The sequence below is a fragment of the Parahaliea mediterranea genome (assembly GCF_003402235.1).
In the GTDB taxonomy this organism is placed as follows: Bacteria; Pseudomonadota; Gammaproteobacteria; order Pseudomonadales; family Halieaceae; genus Parahaliea; species Parahaliea mediterranea.
Genome location: NZ_QEWO01000006.1, coordinates 122,300 through 146,643 on the forward strand (window position 1 = coordinate 122,300; position 24,344 = coordinate 146,643).

The following is a 24,344-nucleotide window of genomic DNA, read 5'->3' on the forward strand; positions in this document are numbered from 1 at the left end:
GCCGTGCGACTGCTGTGCCTGCTGTGCCTGTTGATCTCGCTGCCGGCGCAGGCCGGTAAGCCCCTGCGCGTGGCAGTGGCAGCCAACTTCCGCATGGTGCTGGAAGCACTGGCCCCGGCCTTTGAGCAGGCCACTGGAACGCCCCTGAGTCTGAGCAGCGCCTCCACCGGCGTGCTTTACAACCAGATTCGCCATGGCGCGCCTTTTGACGTGCTATTGGCGGCCGACAGCGCCCGCCCGATGCGACTGGAAGCCGAGGAACTGGGCGCGCATCGCCGCTGCTATGCCCTGGGTCAACTGGTGCTGGTGGGCAGCGACACCCTTGACGCGCTGGCCAACCCCGCCCTCAGCCTGGCCATCGCCAACCCAACCACCGCCCCCTACGGGCTTGCCGCCGAGCAGGTGCTGGCGCGGCCGGCCTTTGCCGCCGGCGCAACGCGCAAACTCGTGCAGGGCAGCAACGTGGTCCAAACCTGGCAGTTCTGGCACAGCCGCAATGTGGACCTGGCACTGGTGCCACGCTCGCTGGCGGGCAGCCAGGGCGTTGCCATCCCTGAGAGCTGGTATGAGCCCCTGCGCCAGGAGGCCGTGGTCATCACCGGCGGCCAGGAGGCCGAGGCCCGGCGCTTCCTCGACTGGCTGGCCAGCCCGGCGCAGCAGGCCCGGCTGCAGGACGCCGGCTACGGCCCCTGCCCGTGACCGCCGCGGAACTGGATGCCATTCACCTGACCCTGGTACTGGCGGGCACCACCACCGTGATTCTCATGCTGCTGGGCACGCCGCTGGCCTGGTGGCTGGCGCGCCGCAGCGGCAACCTGCCCGCCCTGGTGGAGGCGCTGGTGGCCATGCCCCTGATTTTGCCACCCACCGTACTCGGTTTTTACCTGCTGTTGCTGCTGGCGCCCGACAGCGCCATGGGCGCCCTGTGGCAGCAACTCACCGGCCAGCGGCTGGCGTTCAGCTTCAGTGCGCTGGTGATCGGCTCGGTGATCTACTCCCTGCCTTTTGTGGTGCAGCCCCTGCAGGCTGCGTTTGCCCGGGTGCCCGCTTCCCTGCTGCAGGCCGCCGCCACCCTCGGCGCCACGCCGCTGGACCAGTTCCGCAGCGTGGTGGTGCCCCTGTGCCGGCGCAGTTTTCTGGTGGCGGCCTGCCTGGGCTTTGCCCATACCGTCGGCGAATTCGGCGTGATTCTGATGATTGGCGGCAACATTCCCGGCGAGACCCGCGTTGTCTCGGTGGCGTTGTATGACTACGTGGAATCCCTGCAATTTGCCGAGGCCCACCGCCTCGCGGGCATTCTGGTGGTGTTCTCCCTGGCACTGCTGTTCCTGCTGTATCGCAGCAACAGCCACCCGCGCATGGGTGAAGCGCGTTGAGCGCACTGACCCTCGACCTGCGCTGCCCCGGCGCCGATGGCTTTGTGCTGGCAGTGTCGGAACAGCTGTCACTGGCCGGCATTACCGCCGTGTTCGGCGCCAGTGGCAGCGGCAAAACCACCCTTTTGGAGTGCATTGCCGGCCTGCGCAGGGCTGCGCCCGGCAGTCGCATTGCCTTTGACGGCGAACGCTGGCTGGATGACCACCACCACCTGCCACCCTGGCAGCGGGACATTGGCTACGTCTTTCAGGATGCCCGCCTGTTCCCCCACCTCAACGTGCAGAACAACCTGCTCTTCGGCCAGCGGCGCAAGCGCACCACGGGCAGTCCAACACTGGAGGCGGTGTGCGACTGGCTCGGCCTTCACGCCCTGCTGCACCGCGCCCCCGATACACTCTCCGCCGGCCAGCGCCAACGGGTATCCATGGGCCGGGCCCTGCTGGCGGGGCCGCGCCTGCTGCTGCTGGACGAACCCCTGGCCAACCTCGACGGCGACAGCCGCCGGCAGTGCCTGGCCGCCCTGCGCCACGCCATTGCCGCCAGTTGCATACCCGCCCTGTACGTCAGCCACGACGCAGAAGAAGTCAGCCACCTGGCCGATCGCCTGTTGATACTGGACGCGGGGCGGGTGGCAGAACACGGCGCCATGCTGGAACTGTCCAGCCGCATCGACAGCGCCCTGGCCAGGGACGAGCAGGCCGCCGCCATCGTGCGCTGCACACTGGCCGCCCACGACAGCCAATTTGGCCTCAGCGAACTGCACTGCGAAGGCAACCGCCTGTGGGTCAATCACCTGCCGGGCGCGGTGGGCACACAGCATCGCCTGCGCATTCCGGCCCGGGATGTGAGCCTGTGCCGGGAGCGCCCCGAAGGCACCAGCATCCTCAACATTTTGCCGGTACAGCTGGATGCTATAGAGCCGGGCGATGCGCCCCGCCTGCTGGTGCGACTGCGCGTGGGCGAGCAGCACTTGCTGGCGCGCATCACCCGCAAATCCGCCGCCATCTTGCAGCTCAAGGCAGGTGATAGACTGTTCGCCCAGATCAAGAGCACCGCCCTGCTCACAGAGACCGCCGAGCCCGCATGAACCAGCACCCCTACGAAGCCCTGACCCCGGACCTCGTCATCGACGCCGTCGAATCCGCCGGCTACCTCAGCGACGCCCGCCTGCTGGCGCTGAACAGCTACGAGAACCGGGTTTACCAGGTGGGGCTGGAAGACGGCGAGCCGCTGATTGCCAAGTTCTACCGCCCCGGTCGCTGGAGCGACGAGCAGATTCTGGAAGAGCACCAGTTCAGCCGCGAGTTGATCGACGCCGATATTTCCATCGTCGCCCCCCTGGCCAATGCAGCCGGCGAGACACTGCACCGCCACGCGGGTTTTCGTTTTACCCTCTTCCCCCGCCGCGGCGGCTATCCGCCGGAACTGGACAACCCGGACAGCCTGCTGGTGCTCGGCCGCACCCTGGGCCGCATTCACGCCGTGGGCGCCGCCCGCCCCTTTGAGCACCGCCCCGCCCTCACCGTACAGCGCCTGCTGGGCGAACCGCGGGAGTTCATTATCGAGCACTTCATTCCCGCCGAATTGCGCCCGGCCTACGCAACGCTCACCGAGGACCTGCTGGAGATTGTGGAAACCCTGTGCCGGGAGATTCAGGGCAGCGACTGGATTCGTGTGCACGGCGATTGTCATGTGGGCAATATCCTGTGGCGCGACGATACCGCCCATTTTGTCGACCTGGACGACTGCTGCACGGCCCCGGCTATTCAGGATCTGTGGATGTTTCTGAGCGGCGAGCGACATGAGCGGGAGTTGCAGCTGTGCGAGCTGATTGAGGGGTATTCGGAGTTTTGCGATTTTGACCCACGCCAGTTGCGCTGGGTGGAGGCGCTGCGGTCAATGCGTTTGGTGAATTACGCGGCCTGGCTGGCGCGGCGCTGGGAGGACCCGGCATTTCCGCGCAGTTTTACCTGGTTTAATACCGAGCGGTATTGGGCGGATCATATTCTGGAACTGCGCGAGCAGTTGGGAGCGTTACAGGAAGAGCCGCTGCGGTTGTTGTGAGGGTTTTTGGCTGCTGTTTGGCGGACTGGTGTTCAGGTTGTCCGCTCTGAGTTGGGCGGCCTTACGGCCGCTGCATCGCCGCCGCCAGGTGAAACCCTTTTGCTACATTCCAGGCGTTCGGTGTGCCTTCCTGTTGTTGTTTTTACCTCGTTAGTTGCAGACGGCTTTGGTTGTGGCACCGAGTGCACAGTATCGACGGCACCTTGATCGTTCTGAAGTTCGGTAGTGCCCTTCGCGATGCTTGGAGACGAAGTAAGTGGAGACCGAGCCCACAGCCGCCGCCTTCCAAGTCCGCAAAAGGGTTTCACCTGTCGACGTCCATGCGGGTGCCAGAGGCAGGGGCGTCACTGCGGGCGGAGAAGGTTGGTGCTGTGAGTTAAGTTGCACTGCCCAATTCGCCGGGCTGCTAGGCTATCGAACCCCGCAAGCCTCGTTTCAACACCGTCATAGCTTCGCACTCACACCCAATCCACTCCCTACTCCCGCAGCCCTCACAAAAGCCAAAACCATGTGACACCGCATCGCCTACCCGACGCGTTGCCGGTGAGCAGGTGAGTCTTTTACGGACTTGGAGGGCGTCGGATGCGAACTCGGTCTTCACTTACCTCGTCTCCAGCCACCGCGAAGGGCACTACCGAACTTCAGAAAGATCAACGCGCCCAAAATACTGTGCACTCAGGCGCCACAACCAAAGCCGTCCGCAACTAACGGGGTAAAAAACAATAAAAGGAACGCGCACCGCATGCGCCCGTAATGGAGTAAAAGAGCTCACCTGATCGCCGGCCACGCAGCGGCCCAAGGGGCCGCCGACGCACACGCCTCCGACCACCACCCCCAACAACTACCCCCGCCTGGACCGCGGATGCACCACCCCCCAGGCCCACCGCCAGAAGCTATTACCCCCCAACACCTCCCGATCCACCTCATCAAAAAACCGCTCCATCCCCTGCGGATCGGCAAAATAATCCATTCGGGTTGTAAAGCCACGATCAGAATCCAGCTGCTTCACCACTTTTGCAGGATTGCCGGCCACCACCACATTGGGCGGCACGTCCCGGGTTACCACGGCGCGGGCGGCCACCACGGAATTGTCGCCGATGGTCACCCCCTTCAGCACGGTGGCGTGGTCCCCCAGCCACACGTTGCTGCCAATGTGTACGGGCGTTACGCGCTCGTCGCGCCGGGTGCGGTCGTATATGCCATGCCAGTCGGAATCTGTCACGTAGGCACCATTGGCAAACATGGTGCCATCGCCAATGGTGATTTCGTCGGAGGCGCTGATGCGCGAGCCCGGGCTCATCAACACGCAGTCGCCAATGGTGACGCGCCCGGCGCCTTCCTGCCGGCCCCACACGCCAATCTCCACCCGGTGCTGGGGCTCGCCGATGGCGGTGAAGCTGCGCCCGATGCGGATGTTGGGGCCGGAGATGTGCACGTACCAGGGCTTCATCACGGTCTCAAAGGGGCCGAAGGATTCGCACTCTGGGCGCAGGAAGTAATCGGTGTACCAACGCCGGAAGGAGAGGTAGGCTTTTTTCAGCCAGTAGGGACGGTTGTCCTTGCGCATGAAGGGCTGCCTTGTGCTGGCGATTACGTTACTGGCACGGGAGGGGCGGCGGCGCGGTTAGCCAGCGCTGCGGCGCCCGTTTACCATGGCGGCCCCGGCACGCGAGCGCGGCGCCACTGGCCGGGCCACACTGTTACAGGAGCCTACTGCTTTTGCAAGCCAACTCACGCCCGGTCAGCAGCAACCAGTGCTGGACGCACCCGAAGTTACCCGCCGTGGTTCGCCGCCATCTGGCGGCGCCCTGGCGCAAGCCGGTGGCGGATTACAACCGGGCTGCCTTTGCCGCGCTGGAAGACGCCCTGGCCACGGCGCCGCGGCCGCTGGTGCTGGATTCCTTCTGCGGCACTGGCCAGAGCACGGCTACCCTGGCCCGGCGCCATCCTGATCACCTGGTAGTGGGCATCGACAAGTCGGCCCAGCGCCTTGAGCGCCATGTGGTGGGAGGCAGCGATAACTACCTGCTGCTGCGGGCAGAATGCGAGGGCATCTGGCAATTGCTGCTGCAACGGGGCTGGCAGCCGCAGTACCACTACCTGCTCTACCCCAACCCCTGGCCCAAATCGGGCCACCTCCAGCGGCGCGTTCACGGCCACGCCAGTTTCCCCCTGCTGTTGCAGCTCGGCGGGGCGATTGAGCTGCGCTCCAACTGGCAGCTGTATGTGGAGGAGTTTGGACTGGCCATGCAGCTGGCGGGCAGGCCCGGGCAGGTGCTGCGCATTGCCGGCGACCCGCCCCTCACGCTTTTTGAAGACAAGTACCGCAAAAGCGGCCACGCCCTGTGGTGTTACCGCGGCTGAGTGCGGGGGTATGATGGGCGGCGTAGTGTCCGGTATGATGGCCGGCCCGACTGGAGATAGCATTGATGCCTGTAATTCACGATGACCCGGTGTGGGAACGCATCCACGAGGAGACCCGCGCCCAGGCGGCGGCAGAGCCCATGCTGGCCAGCTACCTGCACGCCACCATCCTCAACCACAGCCGGCTGGAGCACGCGCTCAGCTTTCATCTCGCCAACCAGCTCGACAGCCCGGCGGCCTCCGCCCTGCTGCTGCGCGAGGTGATGGAAGAAGCCCTCACCGACGACAGCTGCCTGCGCAAAACCGTGCGCGCCGACCTGCTGGCGGTGGAGGAGCGCGACTCGGCCTGCCACGAACTCTATGTGCCCTTTTTGTATTTCAAGGGCTTCCACGCCCTGCAGACCCACCGGGTGGCGCACTGGCTGTGGAACCGCGGGCGCCGCTCGCTGGCGCTGTTTTTCCAGAACCGCATGTCGTCGGAATTCGGGGTGGATATTCACCCGGCGGCCAAACTCGGTCACGGCCTGCTGCTGGATCACGCCACGGGCCTGGTGATCGGCGAAACCGCCGTGGTTGGCAACAATGTGTCCATCCTGCAATCGGTGACCCTGGGCGGCACCGGCAAGGAGGACGGCGACCGGCACCCGAAAATCGGCAACGGGGTGCTGATCAGCGCCGGCGCCAAGATCCTCGGCAATATCCGGGTGGGGGACGGCGCCAAGGTGGGCGCGGGTTCAGTGGTGCTGGAGGAAGTGCCGCCGCATACCACGGTGGCCGGGGTGCCGGCGAAGGTGGTGGGCCGCCCCGCCTCGCCCTCGCCAGCGTTGGAGATGGAACACGATTTCTGCTGCGACGAGGCCGCTGCCAAGCAGCAAAAGGCCAGCTAGTCAGCGGGTAGCGGCCTGTCGCCTGAGCGGGGCTGCTCCTCAGGCGTCGAAGATTTTGCCCGGGTTCATGATGCCCTCCGGGTCAAACACCCGCTTGATCTGGCGCATCAGGTCGATCTCCAGCGCCGAGCGGCTGTAGGGCAGGTAGTCTTTCTTTAACAGGCCAACGCCGTGCTCGGCGGACACGCTGCCGCCGTAGCGTTGGACAATCTCAAACACCCACTGGCTCACCTCGCCACACTGGCGTTTGAAGTCATCCACCGGCAGATGGTCGGGCTTGAGCACGTTCAGGTGGACGTTGCCATCGCCAATATGGCCGAACCAGACGATTTCGAAATCCGGATAGGCCCCGTTGACCACCTGCTCCACCTCGGCGAGAAAGTCCGGCACTTTGGACACGGTGGTGGAGATGTCATTTTTGTAGGGCGTCCAGCGGGTGATGGTTTCCGAGATATCCTCGCGCAAGCGCCACAGGTTTTCGGCCTGGGCGACGCTCTGGCTGATCACGCCATCCACCACCCAGCCCTGTTCCACGCAGTGCTCGAAGAGGCTCATGGCCTGCTCCATGTCCGCCTCGGTGACCTGTTCGAATTCCAGCAGGGCGTAGTATTCGGCGGGGGTTTCGAAGGGGCGCTGCAGGCCCTGGTGCTCCACCACCTTCGCCAGCGCCAGTTCAGAGAAGAACTCGAAGGCCTGCAGGTCCATGGCTGCCTGGTAGGCCGCCAGCACCTGCATGATGGCGCCCATGTCCGGCACCCCCAGCACCAGCACGGCCGGATCCTTCGGCGGGCGGGCCAGGGCCATGGTGGCCTCTACCACAATGCCGAGGGTGCCCTCGGCGCCAATCACCAACTGGCGCAGGTCGTAGCCGGCGTTGTTCTTGACCAGGCCGCGGTTCAAATCCAGCAGCTCGCCGGTGCCGGTGACCAGCTTCAGGCCCGCCACCCAGTCGCGGGTCATGCCGTGGCGAATCACCTTGATGCCGCCGGCGTTGGTGGAGATATTGCCACCGATCTGGCTGGAACCGGCAGAGGCGAAGTCCACCGGGTAGAACAGGCCCTGGGCCTGGGCAAATTGCTGCAACTGCTCGGTGATCACCCCGGCGCCGCAGCGCACGGTGCGCTCCACCGGGTTGAAGTCGGCAATGGCGTTGAGACGATCCAGGGCGACCACCAGCTCGCCGCAGGTTGCCACCGCCCCGGCACTGAGGCCGGTGCGCCCGCCGGAAGGCACGATGGCCAGACGCTCGCGCGCCGCCAGGCGCACGATGGCCTGCACTTCCTCGATAGAACCCGGCAGCACCACGGCGGCGGGGGCCGGGGTATGGAAGCGGGTCCAGTCGCGGCCGTAGTGCGCGGCGGATTCTGCATCGGTCAACACCCGCTCTGAGCCCACGATGGCCGCCAGGTCAGACAGGGTCGCGGGGCTCAGCTGGGGGGTGGCCAGATCGTTCACGGAAGGTCCTCGGGTAATTTTCACGGCGCGCCGGGGCCGGCGCTGTTTTCAGGGCGGCGTATGGTACCATACGCGCCCCTCGCAACCCCCACAGACACAGTCTTTATCACGGAGCCGGCACCGCCATGGCGCAACAGTCTTTGGAAAAGAGCAAGATCAAATTCCTCCTGCTGGAGGGCGTGCATCCCTCTGCCGTGGAAACCCTGCGCCAGTCAGGCTACGAGAACATTGAGCTGCACCAGAAGGCCCTGCCCACCGAGGAACTCAAAGCAGCCATTGCCAGCGCCCACTTTGTTGGTATTCGCTCGCGCACCCAGCTCACCGAGGACGTTTTCGAGGCGGCCCAGAAGCTGGTGGCCGTGGGCTGTTTTTGTATCGGCACCAACCAGGTGGATTTGGCCGCGGCCACCCAGCGCGGCATTGCCGTGTTCAACGCCCCCTTCAGCAACACCCGCTCGGTGGCGGAGCTGGTGATTGCCGAGGCCATCCTGCTGCTGCGCGGCGTGGCCCAGAAGAACGCTGCCGCCCACCGCGGCCAGTGGCAGAAATCCGCCGCCAATTCCTTTGAAATTCGCGGCAAGAAGCTGGGCATTATCGGCTACGGCAACATCGGCATGCAGCTGGGCGTGATCGCCGAGAGCATGGGCATGCAGGTTCTGTTCTACGACGTGGTGAACAAGCTGCCCCTGGGCAACGCGCGCCAGGTGCCGAGCCTCAACCAGCTGCTGTCCCAGGCCGACGTGGTGAGCCTGCATGTGCCGGAAACCGCCAGCACCCAGAACATGATTGGCGCCGAACAGCTGGCGCTGATGCCCGCCGGCAGCATCCTGATCAACGCCTCCCGCGGCACAGTGGTGGATATCGACGCCCTGGCCACGGCCCTGCGCGAGGAAAAACTGGCCGGCGCCGCCATCGATGTGTTCCCGGTGGAGCCACGCTCCAACGACGAGGAGTTTGTCTCGCCCCTGCGCGAGTTCGACAACACCATTCTCACCCCCCACATTGGCGGCAGCACAGTGGAAGCCCAGGAAAACATCGGCATGGAAGTGGCCGAAAAGCTGGCCCGCTACTCGGACAACGGCACCACCACCTCTGCGGTGAACATGCCGGAAGTGGCCCTGCCGGAACACGCCGGCAGCCACCGTCTGCTGCACATCCACCACAATGTGCCCGGGGTGATGAGCGCCATCAACACCATCTTCTCCGAGAACGCCATCAACGTCTCTGCCCAGTTCCTGCAGACCAACGAGAAGGTCGGCTATGTGGTGATCGACATCGACGCCGAATACTCCGACATCGCGCTGGAAAAACTGGCCGCCGTAGACGGTACGATTCGCACTCGCGTACTATTCTGAGCACGCCTTGTGGCGCGCCCCACTTGCGCGCCGCACCCTGACCGGAACCCAACCACCCTTGCCCGATTCCGCGAAAGACGAGTTCCTGGCTGCCATGGTGACCGAACACCAGAGCGCCCTGGAAAAGTATCTCGCACGCAAGATGGACAACCCCGACGACGCCGCCGAGGTCGCCCAGGAAGCCTTCCTGCGCCTGCACCGGCTGGAGTCTCCGCAGCAGCTCGACAATGCCCGCGCCTTTCTCTTTCAGGTGGCCACCAACCTGGCGGTGGATCAGTTGCGCCGGCGCAAGCTGCACTTTCGCTTTCTGAAAATCGAAGGCGGCCAGGCCAGTGAGGCCGAGGCCGCCGACCTGAACGCCGGCGGCGCCTCGCCGGAGCAGATCCTGGGCGCGCGGGAAAAACTCAGCGCCATTTACAGTGCCGTGGAAGAACTGCCGCTGAAGGTGCGCCAGGCCTTTTTGCTGCACCGCAAGAGCGGCCTGTCCTACAACGATATCTCGCGCGAGATGGGCGTTTCGGTATCCAGTGTCGAAAAATACATTCTGCAGGCGCTGCAGCACTGCCGCAGGCGGCTGGCGGCGCTGTACGCCGCGGAAGAAAAACCCCGCGAGCGCTGATTTTTTATTGAGGGAACTGACGGGCCATCCGTCACACTAATACCAACAACCGTGGTGCCGCCAACAGGGATTGTCCACCGCCTCCGCAAGGGCGCTGGCCAGGTTGCACAGGAACCATAACGAAGCGCCATAACGAAGCGTTATAACGAACCAGAGTGCATGGACAAGTTTGAACAGGATTGCGACGCGGCACTGGGCTGGATTGCCCGCTTCCGCTCAGGCCATGTCAGCGAGGGCGACCGGCAGGACTTCGCCCTGTGGCTGGCCAGCGACGCCGACCACGGCCGCGCCATGGACGCCATGCAAAACCTGTGGGACGACCTGGGCTGCCTGGCGCACCTGCCCGACATCGACGCCATCAACGCCCCCCAGGCCCCGGCCCGTCGCCGCTGGCTGGGAGCCGGCCTTGCCATTGCCGCCAGCGCCCTGCTGGCGACCGTGCTGCTGCCGCAGCTACAACCCGAGCCGCCGGTGCGCCACCAGTTCCAGACCGCCCTCGGCGAGCGCCGCACCGTCACCCTGGAGGACGGCTCGCAGATCACCCTGAACACCAACACCCGCTTGAGCGCCGAGCTCGGCGAGGCACAGCGCCGGGTGATCCTGCAGGAGGGCGAGGCCTTCTTTGAGGTAGCACCCGATGCCGGGCGGCCTTTCGAGGTGACAGCCGGCAGCGCCCAGATCACCGTGGTGGGCACTGCCTTTAACGTACTGCGCCGGGACGCGCGCCACAGCGAGATCACCGTTTCCGAAGGCGTTGTGCGGGTGACCGAGGCAGATGCCCCCAGCGCCCGCGCCGCCGCCAGCGAAATCCTGCACGCCAACCAGCGCCTGCAGGCTAGCCCCGAAGGCTTCAGCGCCAGTGCCGCCGCCGATGTCAGCGCACAGCTGGCCTGGCGCCGGGGCGAGCTGATTGCCCGCGAGATGCCACTGGCCCAGCTCGCCAGGGAGCTGGAGCGCTATCAGAATATGCGCATTATTGTGGCCGACCCCGCCGTGGCCGCACTCACCGTATCCGGTGTCTTCCAGCTGGATCAGCCGCTGGCGGTGCTGGATGCACTGGAGCGCAGCCACAACCTCCGGGTGTCGCGCTATGGCTCCCATTCCCTGCAGTTGCTACCCGCCCCGCAGTAAGTTATAACGTGCGTTTGGGCCGCCAGCTGGCCCAGAAAATCCCTGATTTTTCATAAGCTTGTCAGCAGGCTTGCAAAGCGCATCCACGGGGGCAGCATGCTCGGCTATCGCGGCAGGTGGCACCAACCCGCCCGTTACGCCCTCCTGGGGCTGCTGGCCTGCGCCCGCCTGTCACCGGCCGAAGCCGCCGCCGAACCCCAGGCCCCGCAACCGCGCTTTACCATCAGCGCCGGCTCCCTGTCTGGCGCCCTGATCCAGTACAGCCAGCAGAGTGGCCAGGCCATTGTTTTTTCCGACCGCCTGACCCGCCATATCGAGGCCGCCCCCCTCGTCGGGCGCTACCCCCGCGCCGATGCCCTGGAGACACTGCTGGCCGGTACCGGCCTTGGCTGGGAGCTGATCGACGGTCGCATTGTGGCGGTGTACGCCCTGGAATGCGCTGGCAGCAATTGCGACAGCCCGGCGCAAACCGCCAGCAACAACCCGGTCTACGTGCCCGGCATTGAAGAAACCTACGTGTATGGCAGCCGCCTGACCGGCTCCCGCATCCGCCGCAGCAGCTACAACGGCAACGCCCCGGTGGATGTCTTTCGCGCCCCGGAGATTGAACTGAGCGGCGCCCAATCCCTGGGCGAGCTGCTCAAGTTTGTGCCGGCGGTGGTGGGCAACTCCACCAGCACCGCCATCGCCAACGGCGGCGACGGCACCGCCAGCGTCACCCTGCGCGGCCTGCCGGCCAGTAACACCCTGATTCTTATCAACGGCCGGCGGGTCGCCAACGACGGCCTGGCCGGCGAGTCGGTGGACCTCAACAGCATCCCGCCGGCGGCGGTGGAGCGGATCGAGATCCTCAAGGACAGCGCCTCCGCCATCTACGGCTCCGACGCCATCGCCGGGGTGGTGAACGTAATCATGAAACAGGACTTTCGCGGCCTGCTGGCGGAAACCTACTACGGGCAGACCGGCCGCGGTGACCTGCAGACCCAGACCAACACCCTGCAGTACGGCCGCGGCCTGCCGAACGGCTCGGTGTTTGCCAGCGCCTCCCACTACGAACAGGATGCGATCTACAGCCGGGACCGCGCAGTATCGCGCAGCGCCGATGCCCGCCCCCTGGGCGGTGCCGACCAGCGCTCCAGCGCCACCGCCGACGCCCGCGTGGTGCTGCCAGACGGCAGCACCGTGATCGCCGACGGCGCCGGCTACCGGCCCGCCGGCCCCAACGACCTGTTCGATTACCAGGGCTTTACCACCGCCGTGGTACCTATGGAGCGCAGCAGCCTGTATGGCAACCTGAGCTACGACTTTACCGAACAGGTGACCGGCCTGCTGGAAGCGAGCTACGTGGAAACCGACGCCGTGGCCGACCTGGCGCCCACCCCGGTGTTCACCGCCTTCGAGCAGCACCCCCTGACCCTGGCGGCGGACAACATTTATAACGATTTCGGCGTGGCGCTCACCGACATCCGCCGGCGCCTGGTGGAGCTGCCCCCGCGGGAGCAGCGCAACACGTCCGAGGTGATGCGCTTCAGTGCCGTGATGGAGGGCCTGTACGCCGACTGGAACTGGGATGTGGGCTACAACTGGAGCCGCTCGCAAGCCAGCGAAACCACCGCCAACCTGGTCAATGCGGACCACCTGCGACGCGCCCTCGGGCCGGCGGACGGCTGCCAGGGCGCCGCCATCGACGGCTGTGTGCCGGTGGACCTGACCGGGCCGGCGGGCAGCATCACCCCCGACCAGGTGGATTACCTGCGCGCCAACGGCAGCGTCAGCGGCTACAGCAAGCTCAGCAGCCTCAGCATGAACTTCAGCAACGCCCTGTTGCGCCTGCCCGCCGGCCGCGGCGACCTCGCCTTCGGGGTGGAATACCGCCAGGAATCCACCGCCAAACGGCCCGATGCCCTGCTGGCCAACACCGGCACCATTGGCGCCACCAACTTCAAGGCCACCCGCGGCAGCCGCCAGATTACCGAAATCTACGCCGAAACCGCCCTGCCGCTGTGGCAGGGCAGTGGCGGCCGCCAGGCCCTCTATCTGGACGGGGCCATTCGCTACTCGGACTACAGCGACTTTGGCGACAGCACCAATCCCAAACTCGGCCTGCGCCTACAACTGGGCCAGGAACTGCTGCTGCGGGCCGGGTACGCCACCGGCTTTCGGGCCCCCAGCCTGAACGAGCTCTACGAGGGCGCCACCGAGGAACAGGCCTTTCTCAACGACCCCTGCACCCAGGCACAACTGGCCACTACCCTGCCGGGCTGCAACGGCCAGCAGGCGGATCCCAGCCGCAACCAGTTTCTGACCGTGCGCGGGGGCAACCCGGCACTCGACCCGGAAACCTCCACCAGCTACAGCGCCGGCATGGTGTGGTCGCCCTCCACCGTCGAGGGCCTGCGGCTGAGCGTGGACCTGTTCCAGATTGAACAGGCCGATGTGGTGTCTTCCAGCGCCCAGTTCATCGTCGACCAGAACGCCCGCTTCGACAGCTTCGAGGGCAGCGTCATCCGTGACAGCGCCGGCAACCTCACCCTGATCACCGCCAACAATATCAACGTGGGCCGCCGCCGGGTTCGCGGTGCCGACCTGGGGTTTAACTACCACCTGCCGCAACGGCCCTGGGGGCAGCTGTCCTTCAGTGGCAGCGCCACCTACCTACAGGAGTACCTGGCGCGGCTGGATGCCTCCGCCCCCGAGCTGAACCTGGCCGGCACCTTCCGCGACGAGGCATCCGAAGGGCTCGGCGGCATTCCCGACTGGAAGTGGCAGTTGGGGGTGCGCTGGGAGCACAAGCGCTGGCGCGCCAGCTCCGACCTGCACCATGTGGCGGGCATGGCAGAGATCGTGCCCAACACCGTTCGCACCCGGCAGATTGATGCCTGGACGGTGCTTGATCTGCAGCTCAGCTATACCTTCGACCTGCTGGCCGGCCTGCGCTGGTCGCTGGGGGTGGACAACGCCCTGGACGACGACGCGCCGCTGGCGGCCTCGGCTTTCAACGACAACATCGACGGCCGCACCCACGAACTGAAGGGCCGCTACTGGTACACCCGCCTGAGCCAACGCTTCTGATAACCCCCTGGAGACCCCATGCGCTACCTGCTTTCCCTTGGCCTTGTGACGGTTGCGACCTTCGCCAGCGCCCAGAAAGACGACTTCCCCGGCATTGAGAACCTGATGAGCCCGCAGGACTACCGCGCCGCCGGCCTGCACAAACTGAGCCCCGCCGAGCGGGAGGCGCTGGATCGCTGGCTGGTCAGCTACACCGCCGGGGAGGCCCAGGCCCTGCGCCACTCCAGCGAGGCGGTGAAGCAGGCCGAGCAGGATATTCGCATCGAAGCGAAGGTAACCGGGGACTTCCGTGGCTGGAGTGGCGACACCCTGTTCGCCCTCGACAACGGCCAGCTGTGGCGCCAGCGCCTGGACGGCCGCTTTGCCTATAACGGCGATGACACCCGGGTGGTGATCGAGAAAAACTTCTTCGGCTACTTCCGCCTGGTTCATGTGGCCAGCGGCGCCGCCATCGGCGTCACACGCGTCAATCAGTAGCGATGGATAACGCCTGAGGTTTCAGTCGCTTGCGGCGGCTTTTTCAGGCATCGAATTACGGTAATTTGACAAGTTCCCGGCCTATTTTGTGAAAAAGTCACAAAAACTGCAGGCGCTTTGAGGGAACTCTGACTAGATTCGTTTTATGTTTGTATCCAGTGGCACACGCCACAGGAATAAGCATGCTTAACATAAAGTACAGGGGTATTACTATGTTAAAGAAAAACCGTCTCACCATGGCAGTTTCCGCTGCCCTGGGCATGAGCGCAGCGGCCATGCTGCCGTCTGTGGCCAACGCCCAGGAAGAGCTGATGGTTGAAGAGGTGGTGGTTACGGGTTCCCGTATCCAGAAGGCCAACCTCGTCAGCACATCTCCCGTCACCCAGGTAGACGCCGAGGCGTTCAAGTTCCAGGGCACCACCCGTGTCGAGGACCTGATTGCCGACCTGCCGGCTGTTTACCCCGGCAACTCCGCCGGTGACGCCAACGGCGCAACCGGTACCGCCACCATCGACCTGCGTAACCTGGGCGACCAGCGTACCCTGGTACTGATGAACGGCCGTCGCCTGCCCCCGGGTTCGCCGGTTGCCGGTGGTGCCGGTTCCGACATCAACCAGATTCCCGGCGCCCTGATTGAGCGCGTTGAAGTGCTGACCGGTGGTGCCTCCTCCACCTACGGCTCCGACGCTGTGGCCGGTGTTGTCAACTTCATCATGGTTGACGACTTTGAAGGTGTGAAACTGGATGTGCAGTACTCCGGTTACTACCACGACAACGACAATGACCGCATCCAGGGTCTGAACGAAGACGCCGGGTTTACTCCCCCCGACGGCAGCAACACCGACGGCGAGATCTCTGACGTCTCCTTCGTGATCGGTGCCAACCTGGACGGTGGCCGCGGTAACGTGACCGCCTACGCCACCTACCGCAAGATCAACGCCCTGAAACAGGGTGAGCGCGACTACTCCAACTGTGCCTTGGGCGGCACCACCCCGGCAGACGCTGCCTGTGGCGGTTCCTCCACTGTGCCCTGGGGTCGCTTCACCGACTTCGGCACAACCCAGGCCGTAGACGCAGACGGCAACCGCCTGTTCCCGAACGCGAGCCCCTTCGATTACAGCGTTGGCGGCAACGGTAGCGAGTTCGTACCCTTTGACACGCTGTACAACTACGCCCCGGACAACTTCTTCCAGCGTCCTGACGAGCGTTACACCGGCGGCGCCTTCGGCCGTTACACCATCAACGAGCACGTTGAGGTGTACTCCGAAGTGACCTTCATGGACGACCGCTCCAACGCGCAGATCGCCCCTTCCGGTGCCTTCTTCGTGACCTCCCAGCTGAGCTGTGGAAACCCGCTGCTGTCTGACCAGCAGTTCGACCTGCTGTGTGCCCAGAACGGCTTTGGCGAAGACGATTTCGCACCGGTGTACATCGGCCGCCGGAACGTCGAGGGCGGTGCCCGTAACGACGACCTGCGCCACACCAACTTCCGTGGTGTATTCGGTGCCCGCGGCGATATCAACGATGTATGGCGTTATGACCTGTACGGTTCCTATGCTGAAACCAGCTATGAGCAAACCTACAACAACGACCTGTCATCCGTTCGTGTAGCACGTGCCCTGAATGCGGTCGCTGACGAAAACGGCAACGCCGTTTGTCAATCCGTGATCGATGGTAGCGACCCCCTCTGTGTGCCCTGGAACGTATTCCAGGAAGGCGCAGTGACCGATGAGATGCTCGACTACCTCTACCTGCCGCTGTTCGCCCGCGGCACCGTGGACCAGAAGGTATTCTCCGGCTATGTCGCTGGTGACCTGGGCAACTACGGCATTCAACTGCCCTCAGCCGACACCGGCATCAACGTGGTGCTTGGTGCTGAGTACCGCTCAGAAAACCTAGACTACAACCCCGACCAGGGCTTCCAGTCTGGTGACGGTGCCGGCCAGGGTGGCCCCATCCTCCCGGTTCAGGGTGGTTACGACGTGAAGGAAGTCTTCACCGAGGTCAACATCCCGCTGGTTGAGAATGCTGCGTTTGCCAAAGAGCTGACCCTGGACCTGGGCTATCGTTTCTCTGAGTACGACGTCGATACCAAGAGCGACACCACCACCACCGACACCTACAAAGTGGCGATGGCGTGGGCCCCGACCGACAGCCTCAAGTTCCGCGGCAGCTTCAACCGCGCGGTACGTCACGCCAACATCCGCGAGTTGTTCCGCCCGCTGGCCATTGGCCTGTTCGACATGGCGGCCGACCCCTGTGCCGGCGCAAACCCGACCGCGACCTTCGAGCAATGTGCCCGCACAGGTGTAACTGAAGTCCAGTATGGCCTGATTGCCGATTCTCCCGCTGGCCAGTACAACGCCAACCAGGGCGGTAACGTTGACCTGGCGCCGGAAGAGTCCGACACCTACTCCGTGGGCCTGATCTACAGCCCCGAGTTTGTTGAAGACCTGACGGTGACTGTCGACTACTTCGACATCGAAATCACAGGCGCCATCGACTCCCAGCCTGAGTTCATTCTCAACAGCTGTCTGCAGAGTGGCAATCCGGTGTATTGCGACGCGGTTAACCGTAACCCGGTTTCCGGGACCCTTTGGGTAGGGAACGATAATATTTTCGCACCCGACTCCAACATCGGCTTCCTGAGCACCAAGGGTTTCGACGTACAGGTCGACTACACCATTGGTCTGGGTGACATGGGCAGCCTGGCGTTCAACAACGTTGGTACCTTCCTGACCGAGTGGGATCGTCAGGACGCTCCGTCTGCGGAAGTGACCGACTGCCTTGGTGTTTGGGGCGCAAACTGCGGCCAGCCCATCTTCGAGTTCCAGAACAACCTGCGCGCCACCTGGATGACTCCGTGGCAGCTGTCCCTGAGCGCCCAGTGGCGCTACGTCGACTCTGTTGACGACATCACCGGTAACGGCTGGGACTTCGACGAGCAGAACTATCTGGATCTCTCTGCGATCTGGGATGTTACCGACATGATGAGCCTGCGTGCCGGTGTTCAGAACGTGACCGACGAAGAGCCCCCGCTGGGTCCGGCCCCTGGCCCGTCCATCCGCGGTAACGGCAACACCTTCCCGGGCACCTACGACGCTCTGGGCGCTTACTGGTTCGTCGGTGCGACGGTTCAGTTCTAAGCGGGTTTAGCGCTCGCCGCAAAGCAGGACCAGCCACCTCCGGGTGGCTGGCTCCAACAACAAAGCGCGAGTTATTACCACGGCCAACATTTGTTGGCCGTTTTTTATTGTCTGGCTGCTGCGTTTTCGGGCAGTAGCTGCGCCTGATCCAGGTAGCGTTGCAACGGCGCCAACGCCTCCTGGTAATGCTGCCAGCGCCCCTGCGCCCGCGAATAAAGCGGCTGGCGAACCTGGTGCACACTGGCTGTGCGCACACGGTTGCCCTGTGCGTGAAAGCGCAGGCACTCGGCGCTCCAGGGTAACGACAGGAAATCCAGCAGTTTGCACATTTGCGCTTCTGGCTGCGCCAGTAGTTCCTCATAACCAAACGGCAGCAAGCGCTCACCCAGCACCGCCTGCCAGTGCGCCATTAAACGCCGGTACTGGGCGTAGTAATGGCCGCAATCAAGCAGTGCGTTGGCATAGGCCTGCTCCAGGCCAAAGGGTTGGAAATAGAGGGAAATGCAGTTATCCAGCGGGTGTCGGTGGGTCTCGATAAAGCGGGCATTGGGGTACAAGGCCGCCAATAGCCCCAGCAGCAGGAAGTTGTCGGGCCGTTTGTTGATGACCCGCGCCCCCGGGGCAAACTGCTCATCAAGTTGTTCGTCGTAGCCCAGGGCCAGGGCACTTAACGCATCCTCACCGGATTGCCCGGGGTGCAGGAGCCAGTGCGGCAGATGCCGCTGAAAATAGTCCAGCTCACCGCCGGCCGTCAGCGCCGGGTGTGCGCCAAGCACCTGCTCCACCAGTGTGGACCCGGAGCGGAACATGCCGCAGATAAAAACATGGGGGCGCTCGCTCACCGGGGCAATACGGCCAAACCAGTCGCGGTCGCAATGTGCGATTAACGCCGCCACCTGGCGCTCATGCGCCCCGGCGTCGTAGGGGCCGGCCCGGCGCTGGCTCTCTGTGTTCGCCTGCCGATACCAGTCAAACGCCGCTGCATAGTCGGCGCAGTCATCGTGGCTTTTGCCAAGTGCATACAGCAGCTCTTCCCGCTCACTGCCACGCAGCTGGCCACTGCGCAGGACACGCTTGATGCGCGATACCAGCGGGTCGCCGGTGGTTGTCAGCCGGGTGCCGTGGGCCAGCCGTACCAGCGCGCCGGGATGTCGCGGTTCGCTACGCAGAATGCGCTGGAAAAGCGCCGAGGCCTGCGGCCAGCGGCCGTGCTCTTCTTCCAGCAGCGCCAGGTTGAACAGGGCAGGCAGGTAGTTGGCATCGGTGGCTAGCGCCGCTTGAAATGCCTGCCGAGCCCTGTCATGCCGCTGCAGCTGACCCTCAATAATGCCCATGTTGTTGTGCACGTCTTCCGGCCGCTCAACGCCGTTGTCGAGCGTGAGCCGGTACTGCTCAAGCGCGGCCTCGGGCTCGCCGCTGCGCTGCAACAGGCGCGCATACTGAAAATGGGTACTGCCATCTGTGGGGAAGCGCTCGAGCAGCGTCTGGTAGCAGGCCCTGGCGCCATCGTATTTGCGCTGCTGCGCCAGCACGGTGGCCAGCCGCTTGAGATATACCGCCTGGCCGGGGAAGGCGGCCACCAGAGCCTGCAGATGGGTTTCTGCCACTGCTGGCTCGCCGCTTTGCAGGGCAATCAGCACCAGGTGCTCCAGGCTCTCTGCGCGACAGGCTTGCACCTGTGCAAGGTCGGTGAAGGCCGCTCTGGCGCTGGGCCAATCGCCACGGGCGAAGGCCTGCCGGGCCGACTGGAGTTTAGTGTTGCCGGTTTCGATAGATCACCTCAAGCTGCCACCGGGCATGATGCTGCGCGGCGGCGGGTTCTGTGCGCCCTTTGCTCGCTTCCACTTGCTTCAACTTTCAACAGCTGCCTTCTACCTTCAATTTTCGGTGTAGCTGTTCACCGCCAGCAACAGCTCAGATACCCAGTGGCGCTCTTCTTCGCTGAGCTCGGGCCGCCAGATATCAAACAGCAGCACCACCCGGTCGCGCTGACTGGGGTTATTGGCTTCGTGTTCCATGCTGTCGTCGAAGATCAGCAATTCACCCTCGCGCCACTGGCGCGCCTCGTTGCCCACCCGCAGTTGGCCGCAGTCCTGCGGCACGATCAGGGGAAGGTGGCAAATGAGACGGGTGTTGAGCACCCCGTGGTGGGGCGGAATCACTGCCCCGGGGGCCAGGCGGGAAAACAGGGCCGATGGGGTCTGCCCCGCCACCATCGGCATGGGCACAGCTTCCAGGGCCGCGGCGGTGCGCGGGCAGCGGGCCAGGTTGTCGGCCACTGGCGCGCCGTTGCGCCACAGGTAATGGGCGCTCCATTCCATGTTGCCCACGTTGCTGCGGTCATTCAGCTGGGGGCCGTGGCCGTCGCCCTCCAGGTAGGGGCTGAAATGCCCGGCTTCCTGCATCAGCGCCAGTAGTTCGCCGCGAATGACGTCGGTTTGCGCCTCCAGCGCCGCTACCCAGGCAAATTCCTCGCGCTCGTAAAAGTAGCGCTGGGGCAGGCCGGGGAAGTAATAGCGTGTGGGCTGCTGCAATTGCACCGACCTGCGGCCGAGGGCAATGTCGAGGGATTCGGCGAAGCGGCTGTTTTGCGCCGCGCTGTAGCCCCGGGTTTGCAGGGCATCCATCAGGTAGTCGGCGTATTCCCGGGCGGACTGGTCGCTGGCCGCCTGGGCACGCTGCAGCCCCTGCATCACATCCTGGGGGATGTCCCGCAGGCCGGCGGCAACACGCAGGGCGCCTTCGTAAAAGCTGAGGGCCAGCCGCGACTGGCCCATGCGATCCAGGTGGTCGGCCTTGAACAGCAGGGCGCGCAGGTTGCGCGGCTCCCTGACCAGGGCATCATCCACGGCGGCCAGCGCCGCTTCGGCCTTGCCCTGGTTGACGCAGGCAAAGGCCAGGGCCAGGCACACACTGGCGTCTTGCTGGCCACCGGCCATGGCCTGGAGAAAGGCGGCTTCTGCGGCGGCGCCATCGCCCTGGCGCAGGGCGGCCAGGCCCTGCTGCATCAACGCCTGGCCAGTGCCACTCAAGCTGCGCCTCCCAGTGCGTCGCGCAGCGGCGCCAGGTGTTCGCCCATCCGTTCAACGCGGCCGTTGGCCCGATCGTGAATGGCCTCGCGCACCTGTACGGCACTGGCGGTGCGCACCGCCCGCTCGGTGAGGTGGGGCGCCAGGCAGGCCGGTTCACAGTCCAGCCCCGCCGCCGCCAGCAGGGCGGGGATTTGCTGGTCCGGGCTGGCCACCAGTTGCTCGTAATCCACGTGATGAATGCGCCCGGGCAACACCGCGTCCCAGTGGGCCATCAGGGCCTGGTACTGGCGGTAGTAGGCACCCAGGTCCGACAGTTCGTCGGCAAAGGTGTGGGGCTCGGAAAAACGGGTGCTGTAGATGGACCAGCAGGTGGCCAGCGGGTCGCGCCGGCAGTGGATGAAGGTGGCCTTGGGCAACAGCACCGCCAGCATGCCAAGGCACAGGTAGTTGGCGGGCATTTTGTCCACCACCCGCCGGGCCCGGGGGGCCAGTTTGCGCAGGCGGCTCTCCAGGTCACGCGCCACCCGGCGCTTGGCGGCGGCGTCCAGGCGCGCGAAGGCGGCGGCAAACACCAGCCCGCTCTGGCGCTCCAGTTGCCCGCAGAGGTTGCCCACCAGGCGCTGCTCGCCCCCGCCGTGTACCTCGCTGTGGCTGGCAAGTATCTGCTCCACCAGGCTGGTGCCGCTGCGCGGCAGGCCGAAGACAAATACCGGCAGCGTGCTGCTGTCGCCACCTTCTGCATGGGCCTCGATGAAGTCGCGGGTGAAAATTTCGCGAATGGCGGCGAAGTAACGGGTGGTGGCGTCGATGCTGAATCGGCGCTCGCCGCGCTGGATGCGGTGGGCTTCTTTCAACAGGGCCAAGCAGCGCTCTGCCTCGCCTCGCTGTTCGGCGGCGCGGGCCATGCCCCAGGCCAGGTCGCGGCGCTCGGGGCTGCCGTTGCGGCTGCGGGCATAGGCCTGGCCGAGGGCGCGGTATTCCCCTTCGTGCTCATCCGGCTCGCCGTGGTGGCGCAGCTGGGCCAGGGCGCAGTGGGCCAGGGCAAAGTCCGGCTCCAGCTTGATGGCCCGCTGGTAGGCGCCGGCGGCGTCCGTGAGCCTGCCCAGATCCCGCAGGGTGTTGCCAAGGTCGTTCCAGGCCGGGGCATTGCGGCTTTTGAGATCCACACTGCGCTGCAGGGATTGCAGTGACAAATCCAGCCGGTCGGCCTGGTAGTAGAGAAAGCCCAGCGCGTGATGAGCAGGGGCGTAGTCGCCCCGGGTGCGCAGGATGGACAGGAACTGCTGCTCGGCGTCGCGCAGCTGGCCCCGGCGGTGCAGGGCAATGCCCCGGGCCAGGGCCTGTTTCAGGGGGTCGCCAGCGGCGGATTTTTTTCGTGACATTCCGGTATCTTACAGAGAGCTTCTGAGCATGATAAAGGCTGGGATTCTAGCAGAAGCCCGGCGCCGGCGGCGGCGATATCAGTAGTTGGCCAGCAGCTCCAGCTTGTGGTTGTAGCGGGCCAGGGCCTCGTCATCGGCGTACTCGGCCGCCTGGCGAAACCGTTTCTGGGCCAGCCAGTAGTCGCCCTGGCGCAGGTGGGTCATGCCCAGCAGGCGATAGAACTGGTGGTCCTTGCTGTTCTGGCGCAGGGCCCGCAGCAGCAGGCCTTCGGCCTCGGTGTAGTCTGCCGCGGCGTAAGCCTCTTCCGCCATGTGGAACAGGTAATAGGGGTTGCGGGCGCGAAACAGCTCCACCCGGCCACGGTAATACCGGGCCAGTTCCCCCTCGCCACGCTGCTCATATAACCGCGCCAGGTTGCTGTAGGCCACCGGCTCTTCGTCGATATCGATGGCGGCGAGGTAGGCGGACTCGGCGGCGCCGTCTTCCCCCAGGCGGCGATAGAGGGTGCCCAGGTTGGTGTAGAAGTAGCCGGTGCCGGGTCGCAACTGGATGGCGCGCTTGAACTGGGCAAAGGCCTGCGCCAGGTCGCCCTGGCTCAGCCAGTGCACGCCCATGTTGTTGTGGTAGCGGGCCAGGGCATCCCTGTCGGACAGCTCCCGGCGGTGGAACTCCCGGTTGTAGTCCTCAAGGTTGAAGTCCACCACCTGTTCGTGGCCGGGCAGGTCCACCACGGCGTTGATGTGCAGGTTGAACAGCCAGGTCTCCCCCTGAGCCGCCCAGGTGGGTGGCACTTCCACTTCCTGGAAGCGCGCATCCACTCCCGCCTCCCGGGCCAGGGCCACGAACAGGTTGGTGAAGGACATGCAGTTGCCTTCGCGGGAATAGAAGGCCTCTTCGGCGGTGAAGGTCTGGAAGTTGTTGTAGGTGAGGTTGAGGCCGTCCTCGAGTATCGCGCCGAGCAGCAATTCCACTTTGCGGCGGTCATTCACGTGGCGGGGGACGTGTTCACGCACAAAGGCGCGCATGTCGTCGTTGACGGCCAGCAGGTCCACCGCTGCCAGCGCCTGCGGGGCCAGCCCAAACTGGCTGCCCTGCAGCAATTGCTGCGGGTTGTACTGGGGCGCGCGGGCAACGGGGGGCTGGCCGGCGCAGGCGCCCAGGGCCAACGCCACAAGCGCCACCAGAACCAGGCGCAGCGGCTGATACTCTCTTGTGCTCATGGCGGGGCCTCGCTCTGTGTTATGTCACGGCCTTGCTCTGAGTCTAGCACTTTCCCTGCGCAGCCACAGCGCGGCCCGCGCACTTGTATATACTGTGGGTTTTGCGCGGATTGACGCGCGCGCCTGTTCTGCCGGGAGGTCTGATGGACACCATTTCCGCCTTTGTTACCCTGCTACTGGTCATGGACCCGGTGGGCAACGTGCCCGTGTTCCTGTCGGTGCTCAAGGATGTGGACGCCAGGCGCCGGCAATGGGTGATCTTCCGGGAGCTGCTGATCGCCCTGCTGGTGCTGTTCATCTTCCTGTTCGCCGGCCCCAGCCTGCTTGCGGTGCTGGGCCTGCAACAGGAGTCCATCAGTATTGCCGGCGCCATCATCCTGTTCCTGATTGCGCTGCGCATGATCTTCCCCTCGCCCTACGGCATGATGGGCGACACCCCCGAGGGCGAACCCTTCATCGTGCCCCTGGCCATTCCGCTGGTGGCCGGCCCCTCTTCGTTGGCTATCGCCATGCTGATGGTGAACACCGACCCGGATCGCATGCTGGACTGGAGCGTCGCCCTGATCGGCGCCTGGGCGGTGTCTGCGGTGCTGCTGATGGCCTCGCCCCTGCTGTTGAAGGCCCTGGGCAATCGCGGCCTGATCGCCATGGAGCGGCTGATGGGGATGATCCTGGTGATTATCGCGGTACAGATGTTCTTTGACGGGGTGCGCGAGTTCCTGCACATCCCCCTCTGATCAGGCGACCTCTGGTCAGGCCGGC

The 24,344-nt window shown here is 64.8% G+C and carries 19 protein-coding genes; 13 read left to right on the forward strand and 6 right to left on the reverse strand.

The window, feature by feature from the left end:
- Positions 1–3: 3 nt before the first annotated feature.
- Genes modA through DDZ17_RS18010 form a run of 4 tightly spaced genes read left to right on the forward strand, consistent with a single transcriptional unit; the run spans position 4 to position 3,441 of the window.
- Positions 4–699, forward strand: coding sequence for a molybdate ABC transporter substrate-binding protein (gene modA, locus DDZ17_RS17995; protein ID WP_116368368.1), 696 nt, complete (start codon positions 4–6; stop codon positions 697–699).
- Entirely contained in the window at positions 696–1,376 is a 681-nt protein-coding gene (gene modB / locus DDZ17_RS18000) for a molybdate ABC transporter permease subunit (protein ID WP_479680798.1), read from the forward strand. The genes modA and modB overlap by 4 nt, the downstream gene beginning before the upstream one ends.
- Positions 1,373–2,464, forward strand: coding sequence for a molybdenum ABC transporter ATP-binding protein (modC, locus tag DDZ17_RS18005; RefSeq protein WP_116368370.1), 1,092 nt, complete (start codon positions 1,373–1,375; stop codon positions 2,462–2,464). The genes modB and modC overlap by 4 nt, the downstream gene beginning before the upstream one ends.
- Positions 2,461–3,441, forward strand: coding sequence for a serine/threonine protein kinase (locus DDZ17_RS18010; RefSeq protein ID WP_116368371.1), 981 nt, complete (start codon positions 2,461–2,463; stop codon positions 3,439–3,441). Before modC ends, DDZ17_RS18010 begins: the two co-directional genes overlap by 4 nt.
- Positions 3,442–4,282: 841 nt before the next feature.
- Here the strand turns inward: DDZ17_RS18010 and DDZ17_RS18015 are convergent.
- A complete protein-coding gene (locus DDZ17_RS18015; protein ID WP_116368372.1) occupies positions 4,283–5,008 on the reverse strand; it encodes an acyltransferase in 726 nt (241 codons plus the stop codon).
- Positions 5,009–5,160: 152 nt separating this feature from the next.
- Here DDZ17_RS18015 and trmB point away from each other — a divergent pair, with 152 nt between their 5' ends.
- Positions 5,161–5,805, forward strand: coding sequence for a tRNA (guanine(46)-N(7))-methyltransferase TrmB (gene trmB / locus DDZ17_RS18020; RefSeq protein WP_116368373.1), 645 nt, complete (start codon positions 5,161–5,163; stop codon positions 5,803–5,805).
- 65 nt (positions 5,806–5,870) lie between these two features.
- Positions 5,871–6,692, forward strand: a complete 822-nt coding sequence (cysE, locus tag DDZ17_RS18025) for a serine O-acetyltransferase (protein ID WP_116368374.1) — start codon at positions 5,871–5,873, stop codon at positions 6,690–6,692.
- Positions 6,693–6,731: 39 nt separating this feature from the next.
- Here the strand turns inward: cysE and DDZ17_RS18030 are convergent, their stop codons facing one another.
- Positions 6,732–8,147: an FAD-binding oxidoreductase gene (locus DDZ17_RS18030; protein WP_170150236.1), complete on the reverse strand. Its 1,416-nt coding sequence runs from the start codon at positions 8,145–8,147 to the stop codon at positions 6,732–6,734.
- A 125-nt stretch (positions 8,148–8,272) separates the two neighbouring features.
- On the opposite strand from DDZ17_RS18030, the gene serA reads away from it, so the two are divergent.
- From serA to DDZ17_RS18060, 6 genes are all read left to right on the forward strand, one after another.
- Positions 8,273–9,502 carry a phosphoglycerate dehydrogenase gene (gene serA / locus DDZ17_RS18035; RefSeq protein ID WP_116368375.1) on the forward strand — a complete coding sequence of 410 codons (1,230 nt, stop codon included), beginning with the start codon at positions 8,273–8,275 and terminating at the stop codon, positions 9,500–9,502.
- A gap of 58 nt (positions 9,503–9,560) precedes the next feature.
- Entirely contained in the window at positions 9,561–10,121 is a 561-nt protein-coding gene (locus DDZ17_RS18040) for an RNA polymerase sigma factor (protein ID WP_241505945.1), read from the forward strand.
- 159 nt (positions 10,122–10,280) lie between these two features.
- Positions 10,281–11,252 carry a FecR family protein gene (locus tag DDZ17_RS18045; RefSeq protein ID WP_116368376.1) on the forward strand — a complete coding sequence of 324 codons (972 nt, stop codon included), beginning with the start codon at positions 10,281–10,283 and terminating at the stop codon, positions 11,250–11,252.
- 96 nt (positions 11,253–11,348) lie between these two features.
- On the forward strand, positions 11,349–14,324 hold the full coding sequence (locus tag DDZ17_RS18050) for a TonB-dependent receptor (RefSeq protein ID WP_116368377.1): 2,976 nt from the start codon (positions 11,349–11,351) through the stop codon (positions 14,322–14,324).
- An 18-nt stretch (positions 14,325–14,342) separates the two neighbouring features.
- A complete protein-coding gene (locus tag DDZ17_RS18055) occupies positions 14,343–14,801 on the forward strand; it encodes a hypothetical protein (RefSeq protein WP_116368378.1) in 459 nt (152 codons plus the stop codon).
- A 236-nt stretch (positions 14,802–15,037) separates the two neighbouring features.
- A complete protein-coding gene (locus DDZ17_RS18060) occupies positions 15,038–17,947 on the forward strand; it encodes a TonB-dependent receptor domain-containing protein (RefSeq protein WP_116368379.1) in 2,910 nt (969 codons plus the stop codon).
- A gap of 104 nt (positions 17,948–18,051) precedes the next feature.
- Here the strand turns inward: DDZ17_RS18060 and DDZ17_RS18065 are convergent, their stop codons facing one another.
- The 4 genes from DDZ17_RS18065 to DDZ17_RS18080 form a co-directional block, all read right to left on the reverse strand.
- The gene (locus tag DDZ17_RS18065) at positions 18,052–19,719 is read right to left on the reverse strand and encodes a tetratricopeptide repeat-containing sulfotransferase family protein (protein WP_241505956.1); all 1,668 of its coding nucleotides are present in this window, start codon (positions 19,717–19,719) and stop codon (positions 18,052–18,054) included.
- Positions 19,720–19,824: 105 nt separating this feature from the next.
- Positions 19,825–20,979, reverse strand: a complete 1,155-nt coding sequence (locus tag DDZ17_RS18070) for an aspartyl/asparaginyl beta-hydroxylase domain-containing protein (protein ID WP_157976720.1) — start codon at positions 20,977–20,979, stop codon at positions 19,825–19,827.
- Positions 20,976–22,361 (reverse strand): tetratricopeptide repeat-containing sulfotransferase family protein, encoded by a 1,386-nt coding sequence (locus tag DDZ17_RS18075; RefSeq protein ID WP_116368382.1) that lies wholly within the window; start codon positions 22,359–22,361, stop codon positions 20,976–20,978. The genes DDZ17_RS18070 and DDZ17_RS18075 overlap by 4 nt, the downstream gene beginning before the upstream one ends.
- Positions 22,362–22,439: 78 nt before the next feature.
- Positions 22,440–23,582, reverse strand: coding sequence for a tetratricopeptide repeat protein (locus DDZ17_RS18080; RefSeq protein WP_116368383.1), 1,143 nt, complete (start codon positions 23,580–23,582; stop codon positions 22,440–22,442).
- Between the two features lie 143 nt (positions 23,583–23,725).
- Here DDZ17_RS18080 and DDZ17_RS18085 point away from each other — a divergent pair, with 143 nt between their 5' ends.
- Positions 23,726–24,319, forward strand: a complete 594-nt coding sequence (locus DDZ17_RS18085; protein WP_116368384.1) for a YhgN family NAAT transporter — start codon at positions 23,726–23,728, stop codon at positions 24,317–24,319.
- Positions 24,320–24,344 lie beyond the last annotated feature (25 nt).

Excerpts from the sequence above, each read along its gene's own strand:
- DDZ17_RS18010 (WP_116368371.1), top strand. The coding sequence starts at position 2,461 with ATGAACCAGCACCCCTACGAAGCCCTGACCCCGGACCTCGTCATCGAC.
- DDZ17_RS18015 (WP_116368372.1), bottom strand. The coding sequence starts at position 5,008 with ATGCGCAAGGACAACCGTCCCTACTGGCTGAAAAAAGCCTACCTCTCC.
- cysE (WP_116368374.1), top strand. The coding sequence starts at position 5,871 with ATGCCTGTAATTCACGATGACCCGGTGTGGGAACGCATCCACGAGGAG.
- serA (WP_116368375.1), top strand. The coding sequence starts at position 8,273 with ATGGCGCAACAGTCTTTGGAAAAGAGCAAGATCAAATTCCTCCTGCTG.
- DDZ17_RS18045 (WP_116368376.1), top strand. The coding sequence starts at position 10,281 with ATGGACAAGTTTGAACAGGATTGCGACGCGGCACTGGGCTGGATTGCC.
- DDZ17_RS18050 (WP_116368377.1), top strand. The coding sequence starts at position 11,349 with ATGCTCGGCTATCGCGGCAGGTGGCACCAACCCGCCCGTTACGCCCTC.
- DDZ17_RS18055 (WP_116368378.1), top strand. The coding sequence starts at position 14,343 with ATGCGCTACCTGCTTTCCCTTGGCCTTGTGACGGTTGCGACCTTCGCC.
- DDZ17_RS18060 (WP_116368379.1), top strand. The coding sequence starts at position 15,038 with ATGGCAGTTTCCGCTGCCCTGGGCATGAGCGCAGCGGCCATGCTGCCG.
- DDZ17_RS18075 (WP_116368382.1), bottom strand. The coding sequence starts at position 22,361 with ATGTCACGAAAAAAATCCGCCGCTGGCGACCCCCTGAAACAGGCCCTG.
- DDZ17_RS18080 (WP_116368383.1), bottom strand. The coding sequence starts at position 23,582 with ATGAGCACAAGAGAGTATCAGCCGCTGCGCCTGGTTCTGGTGGCGCTT.
- DDZ17_RS18085 (WP_116368384.1), top strand. The coding sequence starts at position 23,726 with ATGGACACCATTTCCGCCTTTGTTACCCTGCTACTGGTCATGGACCCG.